A 19955-nucleotide genomic window follows, 5' to 3' on the forward strand; every position below is an offset into this window, starting at 1 on the left:
TTCCGACTGAATTCAGGAGAGCAAATGAATAGTCCATCCAACGCGTCGACGGCAGCGCTTGCCGAACGCGCATACCGTATCCGCAAAAACGCGCTATTAATGGGCGAAGTGCAAGGCCAGGGCTATATCGGCCAGGCGCTCGACATCGCAGACGTGCTGGCTGTCGCGTACTTCGGCGCCATGCGTTACCGCCCGGAAGATCCCGAATGGGAAGCGCGCGACCGCTTCCTGCTGTCCAACGGACACTACGCGATCGCGCTGTATGCGGCGCTGCTCGAAGCCGGCATTCTGCCCGCCGACGAACTCGACACCTACGGCAGCGACGACAGCCGTCTGCCCATGTCCGGCATGGCAAGCTACACGCCGGGTATGGAAATGTCGGGCGGCTCGCTCGGTCACGGCCTGGCCATCGCGGTGGGCCGCTGTCTCGGCCTCAAGCGCAAGGGCTCGAACTCGCTCGTGTACACGCTCTTTTCCGACGGCGAGCTCGACGAAGGCGCGATCTGGGAGGGCATCATGTCCGCGAGCCACTGGAAGCTCGACAACCTGATTGCCATCGTCGACGTGAACAACCAGCAGGCCGACGGACCGTCCACGCAGATCATGGCGTTCGAGCCGCTCGTCGACAAGCTGGAGGCGTTCGGCTGGTTCGTGCAACGCGTGGATGGCAATGACATCGGCGCGGTGGCCGCCGCGTTCGACGCGGCCCGCCAGCATCCTCACGCACAACCGCGCATGATCGTCGCCGATACGCGCATGGGTTGCGGTGTGCCGTTCCTCGAAGAGCGCGAGAAGAATCACTTTATCCGCGTCGACGCGCACGAATGGCAACTCGCGCTCGAAGCACTGGAAAAAACGAAGTCGCAAGCAATCGGGAGTCAGGCATGACCAACGCCACTTTGAACAAACCGCGCCTGAAAACATCGGCGATGATCGCCTCGATTGCGGGCGAAGGTCAGGTCACGCGCTCGGCGCCGTTCGGTCACGCGCTCGTCGAACTGGCGCGGCAGAAGGCCAACGTGGTCGGCATGACAGCCGACCTCGGCAAATACACCGACCTGCACCTCTTCGCGAAGGCGTTTCCCGAGCGCTACTACCAGATGGGCATGGCCGAGCAATTGCTGATGGGCGCCGCTGCCGGCCTCGCGCACGAAGGCGCGCAACCGTTCGTGACGACTTATGCCGTGTTCGCGACGCGCCGTGCGTATGACTTCATGCACCAGGCGATTGCCGAAGACAATCTCGACGTCAAAATTGTCTGCGCGTTGCCGGGTCTCACCACGGGCTACGGCCCGAGCCACCAGGCCGCGGAAGATCTCGCCCTCATGCGCGCCATGCCGAACATGACCGTCATCGATCCGTGTGACGCACTCGACATCGAGCAGATGGTGCCCGCCATCGCCGCGCACAACGGCCCGGTCTATGCGCGCCTCTTGCGCGGCAACGTGCCCGCGGTGCTCGACGAATACGATTACACGTTCGAGCTCGGCAAGGCGAAGATGCTGCGCGACGGCGCAGACGTCTTGGTCATCTCGTCGGGCATCATGACGATGCGCGCGCTCGAAGTCGCGAAGGCGCTGGAGAGCGAGCGCATCGGCGTCGGCGTGCTGCACGTGCCGACCATCAAGCCGCTCGATACGGAAACGATCGTGCGCGAGGCGAAGCGCTCGGGCCGGCTCGTCGTGGTCGCGGAGAATCACACGACGATCGGCGGCCTCGGCGAAGCGATTGCGGTCGAGCTGATGCGCGCGGGCGTGTCGTGCCCGTTCCGGCAGGTCGCGTTGCCCGACGCGTTCCTCGCGGCCGGCGCTTTGCCGACGCTGCATGACCGCTACGGCATTTCTACGTCGGCGATGTCGGCGGCGATCAAGGGCTGGCTCGCCTGATTCGTGGAAACAGCATGAAAACAGGGCGTGGCGCGCCGCTGTGCAGCAGCACGGCCCGCAGCGCGCCACGCCGACAAGCTTCATAATGCGATCATTCGAAGCCAGATATTCGCGCCACAATGATCGACACCCACACTCCAACCAGTTCCTCGCCCCGCCTGACGAGCCTCTCGCACGGCGGCGGCTGCGGCTGCAAAATCGCGCCCGGCCTGCTCGCGGACCTGCTCAAGCGCAGTGCGCCGCTGCCGTTCTTCCCCGACCTGCTGGTCGGCAACGATACCGCCGACGACGCCGCCGTCTACAAGCTCAACGACGAGCAGGCGATTGTCGCGACCACCGACTTCTTCATGCCGATCGTCGACGATCCGTTCGACTTCGGCCGCATTGCCGCGACCAACGCGCTCTCCGACGTCTATGCGATGGGCGGCAAACCGCTGATGGCGCTCGCCATCGTCGGCATGCCGATCAATGTGTTGCCGCACGAGGTGATCGCGGCGGTGCTCAAGGGCGGCGAATCGGTGTGCGCGGACGCCGGCATTCCGCTCGCGGGCGGGCATTCGATCGACTCCGTCGAACCCATCTACGGTCTCGTCGCAATCGGCGTGGTCGATCCGCGGCGCGTGAAGCGCAACGCGGGCGCGAGAGCCGGCGACGTGCTGATTCTCGGCAAGCCGCTCGGCGTCGGCGTGCTGTCGGCCGCGCTGAAGAAAGACCGGCTCGACGCGAGCGGCTACGCCGCGATGATCGGCGCAACCACCCAGTTGAACCGGCCGGGCGCCGAACTGGCCGCGCTCGAGGGCGTACATGCGCTCACCGACATCACGGGCTTCGGGCTGCTCGGCCACACGCTCGAACTGGCGCGCGGCTCGAACCTGACCGCGCGCGTGCGCTACGCCGATTTGCCATGGCTGCCGGGCGTCGTCGAGTTCGCCGAAGCCGGCGTGTTCACGGGCGCGTCTGGGCGCAACTGGGATGCGTACGGCAAGGACATCACCTTGCCGGCAAGCTTGCCGCCGGCCGCGCGCACTTTGCTCACCGACCCGCAAACGTCCGGCGGCCTGCTGGTGTCGTGTGCACCCGACGCCGTCGCCGACGTGCTCGCGCTCTTTCACGCCGACGGTTTCGGCGAAGCCCGCGTGATCGGCGAGATGGTGGCCGGCGCGGGGCGCGTGGAAGTGGTCTAGAGCGAGCCGGCGGGCGGCGAGCCGCGCTGAAAGCATTCAGAAAGTCGCGCCCTGCTGGCGTGCGCGGCGCGTGCGATAATCCATGTCTTTCCGGCGCGCGTTTGCGGCCCTTTTTTAAGCCGTTCAGGCCGGTCTGCGCTGCTTTGTACTGCTTTCTACTTTTGCGGCCCGTATTCACGAACCGCATTTGCGCCCTTTTTTGCGCTTCATGTTTCCGTTCGCTGTTGCGTTCGCTTTGCGTTCTGTTTTTCTGCCGGTACACCCTTGAAGAACCTACTCGTCAGCCTCGACCAAGCAGGTGATTTCGATGAAATCATCGACGTCCGCACGCCTCTCGAGTTTGCCGACGACCATATTCCAGGGGCGATGAACGCGCCGGTGCTGAGCAACGAGGAACGGGTGATCGTCGGCACGATGTACAAACAGGTGTCGCCGTTCGAGGCCACCAAAGTGGGCGCGGCGCTCGTCGCGCGCAACATTGCGCGGCATCTGGAAACCACCTTTGCGGACCGGCCGCGCAACTGGCGGCCGCTCGTCTATTGCTGGCGCGGCGGCAAGCGCTCCGGTTCGGTAACGACGCTGTTCAACATGATCGGCTGGCCGGCGCGTCAACTGGACGGCGGCTACAAGACCTATAGGCGCGCCACCGTCGAGGCGCTCGCCACGCTGCCGGCGCAGTTCCGCTATGTCGCGTTGGTCGGCCCGACCGGCAGCGGCAAGACGCGGCTCCTCGCGGCGCTTCACGAGGCCGGTGCACAGACGCTCGACCTGGAGGCGCTCGCCGCGCACCGCGGCTCGCTGCTCGGCGCGTGGGCGGGTGTGCCGCAGCCGTCGCAAAAGGGCTTCGACACCAGGCTCGTGAGCGCGCTGCGCGGCTTCGATCCGGCGCGTCCCGTGTTCGTCGAGGCGGAGAGCCGCCGCATCGGCGCCATTACGCTGCCGCTCGCGCTGCTCGATACGTTTCATCACGGCGTCTGCATCGAAGTGGCGACGAGCCGCGAAGACCGCTCGGCGTTTCTGCTTCACGACTACGCGCATCTGTTCGACGACCCGGCGTCGCTGAAGGCGCAACTGCAGCGCCTGATCGGCTTGCATAGCCGCGAGCGCGTGGCCGGCTGGCAGAAGCTCGTCGACGAAAACCGGCGCGCCGAACTCGCGAATGCGCTGATCGAATTGCATTACGATCCCGCCTACGCGCGTAGCAGCCACCAGCATTTCGTGCACTTGCCGCAGGCGCTGCAAGTGCAGTTCCGGCCGAACGACGCCGACGTCGTCGATCAGGCCAGGGCGCTTCTCGCGCAACTCGAGAAACGTTCATTTGCGCTCGTCTGACTCAACATCCACGTTTAAGAACAACATGCAATCAACCCTTCGCCAGCCCCGCGTCGCGCTTGGCTGGATCGTGTTCATCGCGATCACCGTCGTCGGACTCTTCTATGTGAAGTGGTTTCCCTATTACAACCGCGCGTTCGTCGCCGCGAGCCAGCATTCCATCGGCAAGTCGATCCTGATGGGCACCGCGGCGAGCGCGCCCGAAGCGTCGTGGCACTCCGCCATCGACTACGCACTCGCTTACGGCAAGGCGATCTGGCAGGCCATGGTGCTGGGCCTGCTGCTCGGCTCGGCGGTTCAGGCGCTGATTCCCCCGCAATGGGTCGCACGCGCGCTCGGCCGCAGCGACTTCAGCAGCGTCGTGAAAGGCGGCCTGATGTCGTTGCCGGGCATGATGTGCACGTGCTGCGCGGCACCAGTCGTCGCAGGACTGCGCGCGCGTCAGGCGGCGCCGGGCGCGGCCATCGCATTCTGGCTCGGCAATACCGCGCTGAATCCGGCCACGCTGATTTTCATGGGCTTCGTGCTCGGCTGGCAGTGGATGGGCTTGCGGCTCGCGCTCGGCCTCGTCATGGTGTTCGGCCTCGGCTATCTGGTGAACCGCATGGTGACGCCGAAGGAGGCCGAGGCGTCGCGCGAAGCGATCGCGCAACTCGTCGCCGGTGATGCACCGGGCACCGCCTTCACGCGCTGGGTCAAGATTCTCGGCACGATGACCTTGCGTCTCGTGCCCGAGTACATCGTGCTCGTGCTGATTCTCGGCGCGGCGCGCGCGTGGCTCTTTCCGCACATCGGGCCGGATATCGACAACAGTGTGCTGTGGATCGTCGCGTTGTCCATCGCCGGCACGCTGTTCGTGATTCCGACGGCGGGCGAAGTGCCCATCATTCAGGCGATGCTGTCGTTCGGCATGGCCGCCGGCCCGGCCGGCGCGCTGCTGATGACGCTGCCTTTGATCAGTGTGCCGTCTTTGGCCATGCTCGGGCGCTCGTTCCCGAAGCGTATTCTGACCGTCGTAGCATTGGCCGTGGTGATCTGCGGCGTGGTGAGCGGCCTGCTCGCGGCGGCCTTGAGGTTCTGAGGTTTCGAGGTTCTGATGAAAAGGCTTGCGGTGTTTACGCTCGCGTCGTGGTCGGCGGCGGCGCTTCTCTATTTCGGTCAACACTCCGTGGCGCTGATGGCCGTGACGGGAGTAGTCGTGCTGGCGAGCTTTGATCTGCTTCGTCCGTGAGGCGGGATCAATAGCAGGTTTTGGTAGCCGGTTGCGGGATGGCGGCCGTGCGCGAGCACGGCCGCTTTTTTTATGCAGTCCGTAGCATTCCAGCTCAGTTCGAACGCAGCGCCGCGGCTTCGAGCGACATGCGGCGACGCGCGCCGATCAACGCGGCAATGCCCGTGCCGATGCCCAACGTGAGCAGACACGCGGTCGGCACCAGCATCGGCGCAATCTGGCTGTGCGCTGCCTTGCCCACGTAAGGCATGAGGTTCTGCCCGGCGAAGCCGCCGAGATTGCCGATCGCGTTGATCGCCGCGACGCTTGCCGCGGCGCGAGCGCCCGAGAAAAAGCGCGGCGGCAGCGACCAGAAGCACGGATACAGCAAGGGAATGCACGCCCCGCCGAAGCAGAGCGCCGCGAAGCGCAGCGTCGCCGTCGGCAGCACGAGGCTCGACGCGAAGCACACCACGCCGATGCCGGCGACCACACTCATCGCCTTCAACACCACGCGCTCGCGCTTGAGCTTGCCCGGCAGCCACAACAGCAGCAGCGTCGCGAGCGCCCACGGAATCATGTTGAGCACGCCGTTGAGCGACGACGACACGCCGTCGCTCTTCAGTAGCGTCGGCATCCAGTAGGTCACGCCGTAAAGCGACGTCGACATCAGCATGTAGGTCGCCGCGAACATCAACACCTTCGGATCGAGCAGCGCGGCCCAAGGGTGCGTCGCCTTGGCATTGTCAGCGGCCTCGCGCTTGAGCGCGGCGATCACCACGTCCTTCTCCTGCTGCGAGAGGAACGGTGCGTCGCTGACCGAATTCGGCAAGTATCTGAGCGCGACGAATGCCACGATCACCGCCGGCAGGCCCGTCGCGATGAACACCCACTGCCAGCCCGCGAAGCCCCACGTGCCGCCGAGCGTCAGCAACAGCCCGCCGATCAGCGAGCCGAGCATGTTCGCAAGCGAGCTGCCGAGCGTGAAGAAGCCCAGCACCTTCGTGCGATAGCTCTGCGGAAACCATTGCGTGAGGTAATAGATGACGCCCGGATAAAACCCGGCTTCAGCGACGCCCAACGCGAAGCGGAACGAATAGAACACCGGCAGCGAACGCGCAAACGCCATCAGGACGGTGACGACGCCCCACGTCATCATGATGCGCGCGAGCCACGCGCGCGCGCCGAAGCGATGCAGCGCGAGCGTGCTCGGCACCTCGAACAGCAGATAGCCGATGAAGAACAGCGACGCGCCCAGCCCGTATGACGCCTCGGTCATGCCGAGCGCGTGCACCATCTCCAGCTTGGCGAAGCCGACGTTCTGCCGGTCGATGAACGAAATCAGGAACATGACGATGAGCAGCGGCATTAACCGCCACGCCATCTTCTTCATGACCTGCTGCTCGAATGCGAGTTCTGAGGACATGGTTTCTCCACTTGCCGCGTCCCACGGCGAAAATTGATACAGTCATATATATGATTGTATGAATTGCACGCGCACGCCATGGGGTGATACCCGCATAGCGCGGGGCGACTTGCGGATGTGGATAGGCGGGGCGTTTTCGCGGAGAGGCGCGCCGCAGCGACGTCTAGCGGATTTCGACCTGATACTGGAACGTATCCGCCGCGCCGCGCGTGCTGCGCCATTCGAACGGCGCGCCGGCGAAGTCCGACGCCACGCGGTGAACCAGAATCACCGGACTGCCCGTTTTGATGCCGAGCAGGCCGGCGGTTTCGGCGGTAGCCTGTTCGACACGGAGGACTTCCATCGCCGACGCCACCATCTGCTTGCAGAGCCGTTCGTAGAGCGGGTACAGCAGGTCCTCGAACTGGTCGAGCGGCAAGGTGGCGAGCGCTTCGAAACGCGCGCGCGGCAGCCAGATTTCCTCCGCGAGAACCGTGCGGCCTTCGATCATGCGTACGCGCGACAGATGAATCGCCTTCTCCGAGGCCTTCATGCGCAGCGCGTCGCGAATCTCTTCGCCCGGTTTGACGATCTCGCGCTTCAGCACGCGCGCGGTGGGACGCACCGGCTGGCCGTCGCGCGAGACGAAGCGGAAAAAGCGGAACAGCGACGAGTCGAAGCGTGGCCGCCGCACGAACGTGCCCTTGCCTTGCGTCCGCGTGAGCACGCCGTCGCTCACCAGCAGGTCGATCGCCTTGCGCACGGTGCCGGTTGACACGTTGTAGAACTGGCCCAGTTCCGCCTCGGTGGCGATGGCCTCTTCGGGCGCCCATTCGCCAGCGGCAATGCGGCTGACGAGATCGTCGCGCAACTGCTGGTAGCGGGGTAGCCGGTCGTCCGGCCGCGACACGAAAGACGCCGTATTCATGAATTCATACAGTTATACACAGGAGTAGATACTGTACCGCATCGCGCGAGATGCGGGCGAGCAAGGGTTATTACCCAATGACCACGCGCCGGAATAAGCGCAGTATTCATACAGTCATATATATGAATAGATGAATTTGGGCGGGAGCCCAGGGACGGAGAAGGCTATGTTCAGGTGGTACAAGGAAAGCACGCCCGTGGAGCGCAACACTTTCTGGGGCTGCTTCGCGGGATGGGGCCTCGACGCGCTCGACGTGCAGATGTTCACGCTAGCCATTCCTGCGATCATCGCCGCCTATGGCATCGGCCACACGCAGGCAGGCGCGATCAGCAGCGTCACGCTGATCTCGTCGGCGCTCGGCGGCTGGATTGCCGGCGCGCTGTCGGACCGCTTCGGCCGCGTGCGCACGTTGCAGATGACCATTCTGTGGTTCGCGGGCTTCACCTTCCTGTGCGCGTTCGCGCAGAGTTTCCCGCAACTGCTCGTTCTCAAGGCGCTGCAAGGTTTTGGCTTCGGCGGCGAATGGGCCGCGGGCGCGGTGCTGATGGCGGAGACGATCCGCACCGAACATCGCGGCAAGGCGATGGGTGCCGTGCAAAGCGCGTGGGCCGTCGGCTGGGGCGCGGCGGTGCTGGTCTACACGGCCGTGTTTTCATGGCTGCCCGGCGGCACCGCCTGGCGCGTGATGTTCGCGGTCGGCTTGCTGCCTGCCTTCCTCGTGCTCTACGTGCGGCGCAATCTGCGTGAGCCGGCGCGCGCCGTGCCGGCAGCGGATAGTGTCGAGCCCAAGGCGTCCGCGTTGGGTCACATCGTGCAGGTGTTTCAGCCGCGCGTGCTGCGCACCACGATCATCGGCGCCGTGCTCGGCACGGGCGCGCACGGCGGCTACTACGCGATCATGACGTGGCTGCCCACATTCCTTGCGAAGGAGCGGCATTTGTCGGTGCTGAACACGGGCGGCTATCTCGCGGTCGTGATCGTCGCGTTCTGGTGCGGCTGCATGCTGAGCGCGTATTTGCTGGATCGCATCGGCCGTCGTCGCAATATCGCGTTGTTCGCGTTCTGCTGCATCGTCACCGTGCTCGCCTACGTCATGTTGCCGCTGACCAACACGCAAATGCTCGTGCTCGGCTTTCCGCTCGGCCTCTTCGCCGCGGGCATTCCGGCGAGCCTCGGGCCGCTCTTCAACGAACTGTATCCCGCCGACATGCGCGGCACCGGCGTCGGCTTTTGCTACAACTTCGGACGCATTGCGTCGGCGGGCTTTCCGGTGCTGGTCGGCTACATGAGCCATTCGATGTCGCTCGGCGCGGCCATCGGCATCGACGCGGCCATCGCCTACGGCCTCGCCATGATCGCCGTGCTGCTGCTTCCGGAAACGCGCGGCAAGCGTCTGCGTGGCACTGCGCCGGAACAGCCGGCCAATGGCGCGCGAACCGCCGACGCCGCTCATCTCACTCTGAATCCTCCGCGCAGTTGAATATGAACACGTTTGCCTCCTCACTCCCGTTTGCACAAAGTGGCGTCGATGCGCACGCGCACGTTTTCGAGCGAGGCTTGCCTCTCAGCGGCGAGCGCCGCTACGCGCCGGCCTACGACGCCACGCTGGACGACTACCTGGCACTTCTGAATGCACACGGCATGACGCACGCGGTGCTCGTGCAGCCGAGCTTTCTCGGCACGGACAACCGCTATCTGCTGCGAGCCTTGTCCGCTGCCGGCGAGCGCCTGCGCGGAGTCGCCGTGGTAGCGCCGGACATTGCCGCAAGCGAACTGGCGGAGATGCATTGCCACGGCGTGACGGGGGTTCGCCTGAATCTGATGGAACAGGCGCTGCCGGATCTCGGCGCGCAGCCGTGGGCGTCGCTGCTCGATCACGTCGCGCGGCTCGGCTGGCATGTGGAGCTGCATAGAAACGCTGTGGATCTGGCGCCGATGATCGACCGGCTGCTGGAGCGCGGCGTGCGAGTCGTCGTCGATCACTTCGGGCGGCCGGACCCGGCTTTGGGCACCCAGGACAGCGGCTTCAAGGCGCTGCTCGGCTATGGCAAGACGGGTGGCGTGTGGGTCAAGGTGTCGGGCGCCTATCGCTGCGCGGTGCAGGGCTCGCGCTTCGTTGCGGACGCAACGGCCGAACTGATCGAACACTTCGGCCCGCACCGCCTGATGTGGGGCAGCGACTGGCCGCACACGCAATATGAAACGGTCACGCGCTATGGGGACGCCTTGTCGATGCTCGTGGACATCGGCCTGCGTGCGGATGACCTGAGTGCGATTCTCCGCACCACGGCACTGTCGTTCTATGAGTTCGACAGTGAACCCGCCGCGCGCAAGGCATCGGCATCGAGCGCCGCGTTGCAACGCGCGCTGTGAGACAAACAAAGGGAAACAAGGAACCGAAGAAACTGCCTTGACAGGACCGTAGACGAAAGCGGAACCACTTTCGTCTACGTCACTGATGCGTTGGTAGGCTCGATTGGATTCGAACCAACGACCCCCACCATGTCAAGGTGGTGCTCTAACCAACTGAGCTACGAGCCTGTAGAGGCGCGAATTATAGAGAGTCTCTTGCAAGTGCACAAGAGCCTCGCGGCATTCATGTGAGCGGGCTCGCGTGATTCAGTGCGCCGGGTTCCACTCAGCGTGGGGATCGAGTGGAAAGACCGGGCGCTTCACATTCCTGAATGCGAAAAGCCCATAGTCGGAACTCGTTACGCCGCGGCTGTCGCATTCCACGAGTCCGGCTGAAATCGGCACGAAAACCGGTCGGCAATACATGCGCGATTTCAGCAGCAGAAAGCGCGCGCGACGCGGGTCGATGCCGACGCTCTCGAATACGCCGAGGTCCCAAGGTTCGTGCGTATGCTCGGTCACGACCAGTTTCACCGCGCCCGTGTCGAGCACCGCGGCGCGGCCCATGTGAGCGCGCTGCCCCGTGTAAGTCGGACCGCTGATCACGTACTCGCCGTCGGTCAACGCGCGCACGACACCGGTCATTGCAACGGGCGCGCGCAGCTTTATCGCGCTACTCTCGACCTTGTTGCCGACCGTGATGGTGACCGTGCTGCCGACGCCCGCCGCCATTAGCGCGGCCACCGCCTGCGGATCGCATAATGGCCCGGTCACGATGCCGTCGAGGTTCTGCGCGAGCGCTTCCTCCAACAGGTCCATGGTGTCGCAGGTGCCGCCGGACATGCAGTTGTCGCCATGGTCGAGCAGCAACACGGGCTTGTCGGCGTCTTTCGCCAGCGCGGCCGCTTGCGCGACCGACTCCGCGAGCGGCGCGCTGCGATAAACGAAATCTTCGCGCTCGCTCCAGATTTGCCGCGCGATGTGTTCGGCCACTGCTTCGGCCTGCGTGCGGTCTCCATCGCCGACGACCACGACGCTGATGCACGGCGCCTCGATATCCGCGAGAGAAAAGCCCGACAATACCGACACGGCGAGCATGCCTTCGGCCTCGGCGGCGCGCGCTGCATCCATGGCGCGCTTCATCGCGCCCTCCGCCGTGGAGCTGCGCAACGTGTGCGCGAGCAACGGCGGCTGACGCCACGCGATCACGGGTTTCGCGTTGCCGTGCACGAGCGCGAACAGCAAACGCGCGGCGTGCGCGCCGGTCTCGTACATGTCGACGTGCGGATACGTCTTGAAGCTGACGATCACGTCCGCGTTGTCGATCATCTTTTGCGTAACGTTGCCGTGCAAATCCAGCGCAACGGCAATCGGCGCATCGGGCAACGCGGCGCGCACGCGCGCGAGCAGATCGCCCTCGCCGTCGTTCGAATTCTCCGCGACCATCGCGCCGTGCAGATCGAGCATCACAGCATCGCACCCGGGCGCGGCGGCGAGAATCGCGTCACAGATGGTGTCGTAGGCGGCGGCTTCGACGGGTCCGCTCGGATTCGCCGCCGCCGACACGGGCGTCACGATCTGCGCGCCCTCGCGCTCGGCGGCGTCGATAAACGCGGCCATTGCGGTCTGCATGCCCTTGTTGTCGTTGAATGCGTCCTCGCCGAAACTGGGGCCGGCGTTCGCGCCGTTCTGGCCGAAAGCGGACAACGGCGTGGGCACCGGCGAGAACGTGTTCGTCTCGTGGTTCATCCGCGCAATCAGGATTTTCATACGCTCTCGTCCTCTGCCACTGCAATTGGGCGCACGGTTTGCGCGGCCTTCAGCATGGCTTGCAGCAGCACATTGCAGCCGGCTTCGAGATGTTCCGCGCGCGCGTCTTCGATCTCGTTGTGGCTGATGCCGTCCTTGCAGGGCACGAAGATCATCGCGGCTGGCGCGACGCGCGCGAGATACACCGCGTCGTGGCCCGCGCCGCTGATCACGTCCATCGACGACAAACCGAGCATGTCCGCGCCTTGCTTGACGGCGGCGACCAGATCGCTTGCGAACGGCTGCGGCGGAAAGTACACAACGGGCTCGATCTCCACCTCGATGCCCGCCTGCTTGCCGGCAGCCTCGCAAGCGGCGCGCAATGCGCTGTCCATCGCGGTGAGCGTGGCGTCGTCGGCGGCTCGCAGGTCGACCGTGAGCTTCACGCGGCCCGGAATGACGTTGCGCGAGTTCGGATGCACGTCGAGCCAGCCGACCGTGCCGCGGCCATGCGGCGCATGATCGAGCGCGATGCGGTTCACCGCGTGGATCAGATCCGCGGCGACGAGGAGCGCATCGCGGCGCAGTTCCATCGGCGTGGGGCCGGCATGCGCTTCCATGCCGTGCACGGTCACGTCGTACCAGCGCTGGCCGAGCGCGCCTTGCACAATGCCGATGGTCTTGTCGTGCGCCTCCAGCACCGGACCCTGCTCGATGTGCGCTTCGAAATACGCTGCAACGGTATGCGGTTTTGCGTTTTCGCCGATGTAGCCGATGGCGGCCAACGCGTCGCGCACCGAGACGCCGTCGCGGTCGCGCTGATCGAGCGCGTGGTCCAGCGTAAAGGCGCCGGCGAAGACACCGGAGCCCATCATCACCGGCACGAAGCGTGAGCCTTCCTCGTTGGTCCACACCGCGACTTCGAGCGGCGCGAGCGTCGTGATGTTGGCGTCGGCCAGCGTGCGCAGCACTTCGAGGCCCGCCAGCACGCCGTAGTTGCCGTCGAATTTGCCGCCGGTCGGCTGCGTGTCGATATGACTGCCCGTCATGACAGGCGGCAGGTCGTCGCGCAAGCCTGCCCGGCGCGCGAAGATATTGCCGATTGCGTCGACCCGCACCGTGCAACCAATTTCCTTCGCCCACGCGACAAACCGGTCGCGCGCGATGCGATCCAGTTCGCTCAGCGCGAGCCGGCAAACGCCGCCCTTCTCCGTCGCGCCGATCTGCGCGAGTTGCATGAGACTGTTCCAAAGCCGTTGGCCGTCGACGCGCAAACGAGCGAGCGCCGCGCCGCTCTCAAAGTCATGAACTTGCATCAATGCTTCCTCATAGTGAAGTCAGGCGTGGGTTCAGACGACGCCGACGCCCAGATAGCGGTCCTTGATCGAATCGTCCGCGGCAAACGACGCGTTGTCGCCCGAATAAACGATCACGCCCTGTTCGATGATGTAGTGGCGATCCGCGAGTTGCGTGCAGACTTCCAGGTTCTGCTCGACGAGCAGAATGGCGACGCCCGCTTCGCGAATCAGCTTCAGTTGCGCGACGATTTCTTCGACGATCACAGGTGCGAGGCCTTCGACGGGTTCGTCCAGCATCAGAAGCCGTGGGTGATTCATCAGCGCGCGGCCAATGGCAAGCATTTGTTGTTCGCCGCCCGACAGCTGTCCGCCGCCGTTCGTGCGCCGCTCCTTCAGGCGCGGAAAAATGCGGTAGATGTCGTCGAGTTGCCACGGCGAGTCCTTGCGCGCGCCGAGCCGCAGGTTCTCTTCAACCGTGAGCAAGCGGAAAGTACCGCGATGCTCCGGCACGAAGCACACGCCGCGCGACGCGATTTTGTGCGGCGGCAGCGTGCTGATCGTCGCGCCGTTGAAAGTCACGCGACCCTTTTTCGGCACGACGACGCCGGCAATCGCCTTCAACGTGGTGGACTTGCCCGCGCCGTTGCGGCCGAGCAGCGTGACGGTCTCGCCCTCGCCGATCTGCAGCGAAACGCCTTGCAGTATGTGACTTTTGCCGTAGAAGCCGTGAATGTCCTGAACATCGAGCATCATGCGCGGCCTCCGGTGATCATGTTGCCGAGATACGCGCTGCGCACGCGCTCGTCGCCGCGAATCTCGTCGGGCCGCCCTTCCACCAGCACGCGCCCTTGTTGCATGACGGTAATCGTGTCTGAGATGTCCATCACGATGCCCATGTTGTGCTCGATCAGCACGACGGTGTAGTCGTCGCGCAGCCCGCGGATCAGCTGCTTCATATCGTCGAGATCGTCGATGCCCATGCCGGACGTCGGCTCGTCGAGAAAAATCGCCTTGGGGCGCGCGGCGAGCGCCATGCCGACCTCGAGGCGCCGCTGCTGTCCGTGCGACAACGCGCCTGCAGAGACTTCGCTGAAGCGTTGTAACGCCAGACGTTCGAGCACGCCGTCGACGGTATCCGTGTGCGCCAGCGCGCCGCGCGGCGGCGTCCATGCGTTGAGCGCGCGCTTCGCGTCGACGCCTTGCGCGGCCAGCCGCAGGTTCTCGCGCACGCTCAGATTGGCGAACAGGCTCGTCACCTGAAACGACCTCGCGACGCCGCGACGCACGCGCTTGTGGTCGGGCTCGTGCGTCACGTCGTGGCCGTCGAACACGATGGTGCCCGCGGTGATCGGCAGCGTGCCGGTCAGCACATGAAAGAGCGTGGTCTTGCCCGCGCCGTTCGGGCCGATCACCGAGTGCACGGTGCGCGGCATGATGCGCAAGTTGACATCGGAGAGCGCCGTGAATTTGCCGTAGCGCTTCGCCACGCCGCTTGCGTTGAGAATGGCTTCGCTCATATGCGCTCCGTTGCGGTGTCGTCGCCGGCATCGGCCGGGTTGGCGTGGACTGGCGGATTGCGGCGCAGTGCTTGCCAGATCCGCTCGCCGAGTCCCCACAAACCGCGCTGCATGTAGAGGCTCACCGCCATCAGCACGATGCCGAGCAGCAGCAGCCAGCGCGGCCACAATGTGGAGAGCCAGTCGGCGAACAGCACATAAAATGCTGCGCCCAGTACCGACGCAAACAGATTGCCGGTGCCGCCTATCACGGTCATCACGAGGATCATTTCGCTCGTGTGGTAGTCGATATTGGATAGCGGCGCGATGCCGGTCATCAGCGCATGCAGCGCGCCCGCAAGCCCCGTGACTCCGCCGGAGATCACGAACGCCATCAGCTTGAATCGCTTGACGTCGTAACCGACAGCCGCGGCGCGCGCTTCGTTGTCGCGGATGGCGAGCAGCGTGCGGCCGAATACCGAGTGCGAAACGCGCATGAGCAGCCAGAATACGACGAGAAAAAGCACTGCGACGAATCCGTAGTACTGCCAGGGAGACGTCAGCACGATCAATTTCTTGCCAAACAGCCCGAGCGCAGGTCGCGGAATATCGAGCAGGCCGTTGTCGCCGCCGGTCAGATCCGGCGTGGTGTAGGCGAGGAAGTAGAACAGTTGCCCGAACGCGAGCGTCAGCATCACGAAATAGGTGCCGCGCTGTCTGATCGAAAACCATCCGACAAACGCGGCCGCCACGGCACCGACCGCGATCGCCGCCAGCAGCGCGACGGGAACCGGCAGCGCGGCTTTGGTCAGCACGAGCCCCGCACTGTAGCTGCCGAGTCCAAAGAAGATGCCTTGCCCGAACGACAGCAGCCCGGTATGGCCGAGCAGAAGATTGCAGCCCAGCGCAGCAAGCGCGAATACGAGCACTTCGGTAGCGAGCGAGCCGGAGCGCAGCGTCGCGGGCAGAATGCACACGACCAGCAAGGCCAGCAAAAGAAAACGGTAGCGATGCAGCGCGTGGCCTAACGGGCGGCCCGATGCATGCGGCCCCGGCTTCGTCACTGCGGATTTCGAAGTATTGATCACGCGGCTCTCCCGAGTAAGCCATTCGGCCGCAAAAGGAGGACGGCGGCCATCGCGACGTAGATCATCAGACGCGCGCCCTCGGGCCATAGCGTGCTCATCACGCTCTGCACGATGCCGACGAGCAGTCCACCCACCAGCGCGCCGAGAAAGTTGCCCATGCCGCCCACCACCACGACGACAAAGGCGACGCCGAGCGCCTCGATGCCCATGAAAGGATCGACACCGCGAATCGGCGCCGCGAGCACGCCGGCGAGCGCAGCGGTGGCGGCGCCGAGTGCGAACACGAGACTGAACACGCGCAACACGTTGATGCCGAGCAGCGACACCATTTCCGTCGATTCGCTGCCCGCCCGTACTGCGCTGCCAAGACGCGTCCCCTCCAGCACCCACCACAGCAGTGCGGCGAGCACCGCGGTGAAGCCGATCACGAACAGACGGTACTTTGGATAGACAAAGCTGCCCCAGATCACCACGCCGTTCAGGAGGTCGGGAACGGCCACGTTGTCGCCAAGCGGCCCCCACGCGAGAATCGCGCATTCCTGCACGACGAGCGCGAGGCCCACCGTCGCGAGAATATGAAACTCGTGCTGCTGAGCGTAGACGTGGCGCAGCACCAGTTTCTCGACGACCCACGCCAACGCGCCCACTGCAATCGGCACGACGACGAGAGCTGTCCAGAAGCTCATCGACCACTGCATCGCCTGATAGCAGAAGTAAGCGCCGAGCAGATAAAAGGCACCGTGCGCGAAGTTCACGAAGCGCAGCAGGCCGAAGACGATCGACAAACCGACCGCGAGCAGGAAGTACAGCATCCCGACTCCGATACCGTTGACGATCTGCAGAAGATAAACGTTCATGGCTACCGCCTGAAGGTTAGGCGAAACGTTGCTGCGCTAATGCGTGCCCCGCTGGGGCCCCGACACCGTCCGGTCGCGGCGATGCTTCGCGCGGTTTCGCGTCAGGTAAGCTTGCAACCGGTCTTGTCGAGCGGCAGGAATGATTGGCCCGAACTCACGATATCCGCGTAGTCGTCGGCATTTTTCATCTTGCTCTTCGCCTTACCCTTCAGCAGATAGTAGTTTTTCAGCACCTGGTGATCGCCCTTGCGGACTTCTTCGGGTCCTGTCAAACCGCCGTATTTCATGCCTTCGAGCGCCGCGACCACTTTCTTCGGATCGACATTGCCGGCCTTGACGATGCCGTCGAGCAAAATCTTCGTGCAAACGTACGAGCCCGCGAGGCTGTAGTTGGGATTGGCCTTGAACGCCGCCTGCGTGCGTTTGACAAGATCGCGGTTGAGCGGCGAATCGATGGCATGCCAATACTGCGCGCCGAAATAGACGCCGTCGCACAGATCCGCGCCGAGCGACTCGAATTGCTCGAGGCCGGAAGCCCACGCGAGCAGGATCGTGCAGTTGTTCTTCATGCCGAAACTCACGGCCTGGCGCAGTGTGTCCGACGATTGCGAGCCGAAGTTCAGGATGAGCAGCACGTCAGGCTTCGCGGCGACCGCATTCGTCAGATAGCCGCTGAATTCCTTTTCGTTGAGCGAGTGATAGCTGTTGCCCACGTGCTCGATGCCTTTGTCCTTGAAGACCGCTTTCGCCGCGGACAGCAAACCGTCGCCGAACACGTATTGCGGCGTGATGGTGTACCAGCGCTTGGCCTTCGGCAGCATCTGCGCGAGCGGGCGCACCGTCTGTTCGATCGCGCCATAGGTGGGTACGGACCAGCGGAAAGTCGCGTCGTTGCAATCCTTTCCTGTGATTTCGTCGGCGCCTGCGGTCGTGATGAAAACGCCGCCGGCCTTCTGCACTTCCTTGCCCATCGCCAATGCTTCGGACGACAAAATACCGCCGGCGAAGAACCGCGCGTTCTTTTGCTGCGCGATTTCCTGCACGCGGCGCACGGCCGTCGCCGGCTTGCCCTCGGTGTCCAGCACCGTATAGGCGAGCGGCTCTCCCAGCACCTTGCCATATTGCTCGATGGCGAGCTTCATGCCGAGATCGGCGTATTTGCCGTTTGCGGCGAACGCGCCCGACATCGGTACCGGACAGGCGAATTGAAGGGTGCCCGCCTGGGCAAAGGCGCTACGCGCGACGAGCGAGCCAAGCGTGCCCGGGACGGCCGACAGCGCGGCCAGCTTCAACATATTTCGGCGATTCAAAATGACGCTCCTTCGAAGAGACACGCACTGAACGACTGCGAAAACCTGCTGGCCGCCGAGAAGTTTTTCACCGCTCCGGCTCTGTACTATTTATCATGATAAATAGGTTAGAAACGATCGTAGGTACAATAAATTCCGGTGTCAATAAGGCAAAATTCCTGGTGGCGACGACGCGGGATGGCCTGCGTTGCGGCGGACGTCGGCGGAACATAGATGGTGCAGTACACAAAAATGGGAGTAGTGAACATGGCCATGGATCGAGCCAAGGCTGGCGCGGCGATCGAGATCAAGCAGCAAAAGCGCGCCGATCTGGTCGCGGAGGAAATCAAGCGCTTGATCACAGAGAAGGATCTGAAGCCCGGCGACCGGCTGCCGCGCGAGGTCGAACTGCAGCAGCTCTTTTCGGTGAGCAAGAGCACAATTCGCGAGGCGCTCAAATCGCTGGAGGTGCAAGGGCTCATCAAAGTGACAACGGGACCGAGCGGCGGCGGCATGGTGGTGGAGGTGCCGCTGGATCGAACGTTGCAGCTTCTGCAGAACTATCTGTTTTTCAAGGACGTGTCTATCGACGACATTTACACGGTGCGCAAACTCCTCGAGCCGGAGCTCGCGGCGGGGGCGGTGCCCTACCTGACGGAGCAGGATTTCGACGCGCTGGAGGCGAGCATCGCGTGTTGCGACCGGCCGGCTTCGGTGCAAGGCGGCCAGGATATCGTGCGGCAACGTCAGGAGGATGTGAATTTCCACGACATTCTCGCTGCGGCGAATCCGAATCCGTTTCTGCGCTTCAGTTGCGAACTCATCAACGAGATGATCCGGCAACTGATCGAGTTCCGTAACGATACGCCGCAGGCTGAGCATGAGCGGTTCGGACAGGCCAACGTCAAGATTCATAAGGCGATTACCAAAGCGGCACGCGAGCGTGATGCGGAAAAAGTGCGCGAGTTGATGACCGTGCATATGACGGAGGCGCCCCGGTACGTGAAGCGGATGAAAGGGAAGTTGCGAGGGAGATTGATACTGGATTCGGAGATCCGTCGGCGAGTGCGGGCGCGCAACGTCGCGCCGGCGGATTCCGCTGAGGCTGATGGAATGGATGGCGGGGAATGATGGAGTGAGAGCGGGCTCAACCCGGGCTCAACCTTTTATCGCGCGCGCCGTTATTGCATCTGCACAGGCACAATTTTGAACCTTCATGGCACAACCTATCCCATTTTCCCGCCCTACCGGCGCTGGCCGTGCCCGGCACGCCAAGGCAATGCTGCTGCCGATCGCCCGTCAAGTCGCCGATGATCTCGCCTTGCGCGTACATCTGGCGCTGGATGCGTTGCGCCGAGGCGACGGCGGAATGGGCGACGCTCAGACGCTGACACAGGTGATGCTATTGACGGGCTTTCTGGCGGAAGCTGGCTTCGGATCAGCGACCAGTGAGCAGCTCGGCGCGGCGGAGCGCGTGATAGCGAAGGCGTTCGATATCGGTCGAGATAGCGGGAGATGGTCGCTAGATGAAGATGAGTTTGCACTTTTTGCGCAAATAGCAACGAACTACGATCAACAATTGCATCGCGCCCCGCTGTGGGCAATCACCGAAGCGAGCGAACGGCTCGATCGCTTTACCGCCGGTTTGCCGCATCAGCTTCCCGCGCGCAAGAGGGCTTGACGGCCACGCTTAACTGGCTGAAACCGCGAAATGGCTGGACGGCGTGCAGTCATTTGCTGATGGGCTTGTTGGGGGTATCCGTTTTGTGTGACGCTGTTCCCGCGGGCCGTAAACGCAGAAACCCCACCTTTGCGGGGTGGGGTATCTGACGGTGGTGGGGAGCCTGACGATTACCTACTTTCACACGGGTAATCCGCACT

At 63.9% G+C, this 19955-nt stretch carries 19 protein-coding genes and 1 tRNA gene; 10 read left to right on the plus strand and 10 right to left on the minus strand.

The window, feature by feature from the left end; translation table 11 throughout:
• Positions 1-24 precede the first annotated feature (24 nt).
• The 6 genes from HV711_RS26120 to HV711_RS33835 all read left to right on the plus strand — a co-directional run bounded on the left by HV711_RS26120 (position 25) and on the right by HV711_RS33835 (position 5633).
• Entirely contained in the window at positions 25-888 is an 864-nt protein-coding gene (locus tag HV711_RS26120; RefSeq protein ID WP_035478795.1) for a transketolase, read from the plus strand.
• Entirely contained in the window at positions 885-1886 is a 1002-nt protein-coding gene (locus HV711_RS26125; RefSeq protein ID WP_035478793.1) for a transketolase family protein, read from the plus strand. Before HV711_RS26120 ends, HV711_RS26125 begins: the two co-directional genes overlap by 4 nt.
• A 119-nt stretch (positions 1887-2005) precedes the next feature.
• Entirely contained in the window at positions 2006-3070 is a 1065-nt protein-coding gene (selD, locus tag HV711_RS26130) for a selenide, water dikinase SelD (protein WP_028362507.1), read from the plus strand.
• Positions 3071-3334: 264 nt separating this feature from the next.
• Positions 3335-4402, plus strand: coding sequence for a tRNA 2-selenouridine(34) synthase MnmH (gene mnmH / locus HV711_RS26135; RefSeq protein WP_013591575.1), 1068 nt, complete (start codon positions 3335-3337; stop codon positions 4400-4402).
• Positions 4403-4427: 25 nt separating this feature from the next.
• Positions 4428-5483: a permease gene (locus HV711_RS26140; protein WP_035478791.1), complete on the plus strand. Its 1056-nt coding sequence runs from the start codon at positions 4428-4430 to the stop codon at positions 5481-5483.
• 15 nt (positions 5484-5498) lie between these two features.
• A complete protein-coding gene (locus HV711_RS33835) occupies positions 5499-5633 on the plus strand; it encodes a hypothetical protein (RefSeq protein WP_013591573.1) in 135 nt (44 codons plus the stop codon).
• A 94-nt stretch (positions 5634-5727) separates the two neighbouring features.
• Here HV711_RS33835 and HV711_RS26145 read toward each other — a convergent pair whose 3' ends face one another.
• Positions 5728-7038, minus strand: a complete 1311-nt coding sequence (locus HV711_RS26145) for an MFS transporter (protein WP_035478788.1) — start codon at positions 7036-7038, stop codon at positions 5728-5730.
• Positions 7039-7201: 163 nt separating this feature from the next.
• Complete coding sequence (locus HV711_RS26150) at positions 7202-7945, minus strand: GntR family transcriptional regulator (protein WP_035478787.1); 744 nt, start codon at positions 7943-7945, stop codon at positions 7202-7204.
• Positions 7946-8111: 166 nt separating this feature from the next.
• Here HV711_RS26150 and HV711_RS26155 point away from each other — a divergent pair, with 166 nt between their 5' ends.
• Both HV711_RS26155 and HV711_RS26160 read left to right on the plus strand, forming a co-directional pair.
• Positions 8112-9425 (plus strand): MFS transporter, encoded by a 1314-nt coding sequence (locus tag HV711_RS26155; protein WP_035478785.1) that lies wholly within the window; start codon positions 8112-8114, stop codon positions 9423-9425.
• Between the two features lie 2 nt (positions 9426-9427).
• Positions 9428-10318, plus strand: a complete 891-nt coding sequence (locus HV711_RS26160; RefSeq protein WP_035478783.1) for an amidohydrolase family protein — start codon at positions 9428-9430, stop codon at positions 10316-10318.
• A gap of 91 nt (positions 10319-10409) precedes the next feature.
• Here the strand turns inward: HV711_RS26160 and HV711_RS26165 are convergent.
• The 8 genes from HV711_RS26165 to HV711_RS26200 all read right to left on the minus strand — a co-directional run bounded on the left by HV711_RS26165 (position 10410) and on the right by HV711_RS26200 (position 18095).
• Positions 10410-10486: transfer RNA gene (locus HV711_RS26165), tRNA-Val, on the minus strand.
• Between the two features lie 78 nt (positions 10487-10564).
• Positions 10565-12067: a M81 family metallopeptidase gene (locus HV711_RS26170; RefSeq protein ID WP_035478782.1), complete on the minus strand. Its 1503-nt coding sequence runs from the start codon at positions 12065-12067 to the stop codon at positions 10565-10567.
• Positions 12064-13362, minus strand: a complete 1299-nt coding sequence (locus HV711_RS26175; protein WP_035478780.1) for a Zn-dependent hydrolase — start codon at positions 13360-13362, stop codon at positions 12064-12066. Before HV711_RS26175 ends, HV711_RS26170 begins: the two co-directional genes overlap by 4 nt.
• A 33-nt stretch (positions 13363-13395) precedes the next feature.
• Positions 13396-14097, minus strand: coding sequence for an ABC transporter ATP-binding protein (locus tag HV711_RS26180; RefSeq protein WP_035478778.1), 702 nt, complete (start codon positions 14095-14097; stop codon positions 13396-13398).
• Entirely contained in the window at positions 14094-14861 is a 768-nt protein-coding gene (locus HV711_RS26185; protein ID WP_028362500.1) for an ABC transporter ATP-binding protein, read from the minus strand. Before HV711_RS26185 ends, HV711_RS26180 begins: the two co-directional genes overlap by 4 nt.
• Entirely contained in the window at positions 14858-15928 is a 1071-nt protein-coding gene (locus HV711_RS26190) for a branched-chain amino acid ABC transporter permease (RefSeq protein ID WP_035478775.1), read from the minus strand. Before HV711_RS26190 ends, HV711_RS26185 begins: the two co-directional genes overlap by 4 nt.
• Positions 15925-16785, minus strand: a complete 861-nt coding sequence (locus tag HV711_RS26195) for a branched-chain amino acid ABC transporter permease (protein ID WP_035478772.1) — start codon at positions 16783-16785, stop codon at positions 15925-15927. Before HV711_RS26195 ends, HV711_RS26190 begins: the two co-directional genes overlap by 4 nt.
• 101 nt (positions 16786-16886) lie before the next feature.
• Positions 16887-18095 carry an ABC transporter substrate-binding protein gene (locus HV711_RS26200; RefSeq protein WP_035478770.1) on the minus strand — a complete coding sequence of 403 codons (1209 nt, stop codon included), beginning with the start codon at positions 18093-18095 and terminating at the stop codon, positions 16887-16889.
• A 246-nt stretch (positions 18096-18341) separates the two neighbouring features.
• Here HV711_RS26200 and HV711_RS26205 point away from each other — a divergent pair, with 246 nt between their 5' ends.
• Together HV711_RS26205 and HV711_RS26210 are read left to right on the plus strand one after the other, a co-directional pair.
• Positions 18342-19205 (plus strand): FadR/GntR family transcriptional regulator, encoded by an 864-nt coding sequence (locus HV711_RS26205; RefSeq protein WP_035478768.1) that lies wholly within the window; start codon positions 18342-18344, stop codon positions 19203-19205.
• Positions 19206-19290: 85 nt separating this feature from the next.
• A complete protein-coding gene (locus HV711_RS26210) occupies positions 19291-19755 on the plus strand; it encodes a hypothetical protein (RefSeq protein ID WP_028362495.1) in 465 nt (154 codons plus the stop codon).
• The last annotated feature ends 200 nt before the right edge of the window (positions 19756-19955 follow it).

This window comes from Paraburkholderia phenoliruptrix (genome assembly GCF_902859825.1).
In the GTDB taxonomy this organism is placed as follows: Bacteria; Pseudomonadota; Gammaproteobacteria; order Burkholderiales; family Burkholderiaceae; genus Paraburkholderia; species Paraburkholderia phenoliruptrix.

Bases quoted from the DNA above. Each gene is read 5' to 3' on its own strand.
- HV711_RS26210 (WP_028362495.1), top strand. From the start codon at position 19,291: ATGGCACAACCTATCCCATTTTCCCGCCCTACCGGCGCTGGCCGTGCC.
- HV711_RS26175 (WP_035478780.1), bottom strand. From the start codon at position 13,362: ATGCAAGTTCATGACTTTGAGAGCGGCGCGGCGCTCGCTCGTTTGCGC.
- HV711_RS26195 (WP_035478772.1), bottom strand. From the start codon at position 16,785: ATGAACGTTTATCTTCTGCAGATCGTCAACGGTATCGGAGTCGGGATG.
- HV711_RS26120 (WP_035478795.1), top strand. From the start codon at position 25: ATGAATAGTCCATCCAACGCGTCGACGGCAGCGCTTGCCGAACGCGCA.
- selD (WP_028362507.1), top strand. From the start codon at position 2,006: ATGATCGACACCCACACTCCAACCAGTTCCTCGCCCCGCCTGACGAGC.
- HV711_RS26140 (WP_035478791.1), top strand. From the start codon at position 4,428: ATGCAATCAACCCTTCGCCAGCCCCGCGTCGCGCTTGGCTGGATCGTG.
- HV711_RS26160 (WP_035478783.1), top strand. From the start codon at position 9,428: ATGAACACGTTTGCCTCCTCACTCCCGTTTGCACAAAGTGGCGTCGAT.
- HV711_RS26180 (WP_035478778.1), bottom strand. From the start codon at position 14,097: ATGATGCTCGATGTTCAGGACATTCACGGCTTCTACGGCAAAAGTCAC.
- HV711_RS26170 (WP_035478782.1), bottom strand. From the start codon at position 12,067: ATGAAAATCCTGATTGCGCGGATGAACCACGAGACGAACACGTTCTCG.
- HV711_RS26155 (WP_035478785.1), top strand. From the start codon at position 8,112: ATGTTCAGGTGGTACAAGGAAAGCACGCCCGTGGAGCGCAACACTTTC.
- HV711_RS26205 (WP_035478768.1), top strand. From the start codon at position 18,342: ATGGCCATGGATCGAGCCAAGGCTGGCGCGGCGATCGAGATCAAGCAG.
- HV711_RS33835 (WP_013591573.1), top strand. From the start codon at position 5,499: ATGAAAAGGCTTGCGGTGTTTACGCTCGCGTCGTGGTCGGCGGCGGCG.
- HV711_RS26185 (WP_028362500.1), bottom strand. From the start codon at position 14,861: ATGAGCGAAGCCATTCTCAACGCAAGCGGCGTGGCGAAGCGCTACGGC.
- HV711_RS26145 (WP_035478788.1), bottom strand. From the start codon at position 7,038: ATGTCCTCAGAACTCGCATTCGAGCAGCAGGTCATGAAGAAGATGGCG.
- HV711_RS26125 (WP_035478793.1), top strand. From the start codon at position 885: ATGACCAACGCCACTTTGAACAAACCGCGCCTGAAAACATCGGCGATG.
- HV711_RS26150 (WP_035478787.1), bottom strand. From the start codon at position 7,945: ATGAATACGGCGTCTTTCGTGTCGCGGCCGGACGACCGGCTACCCCGC.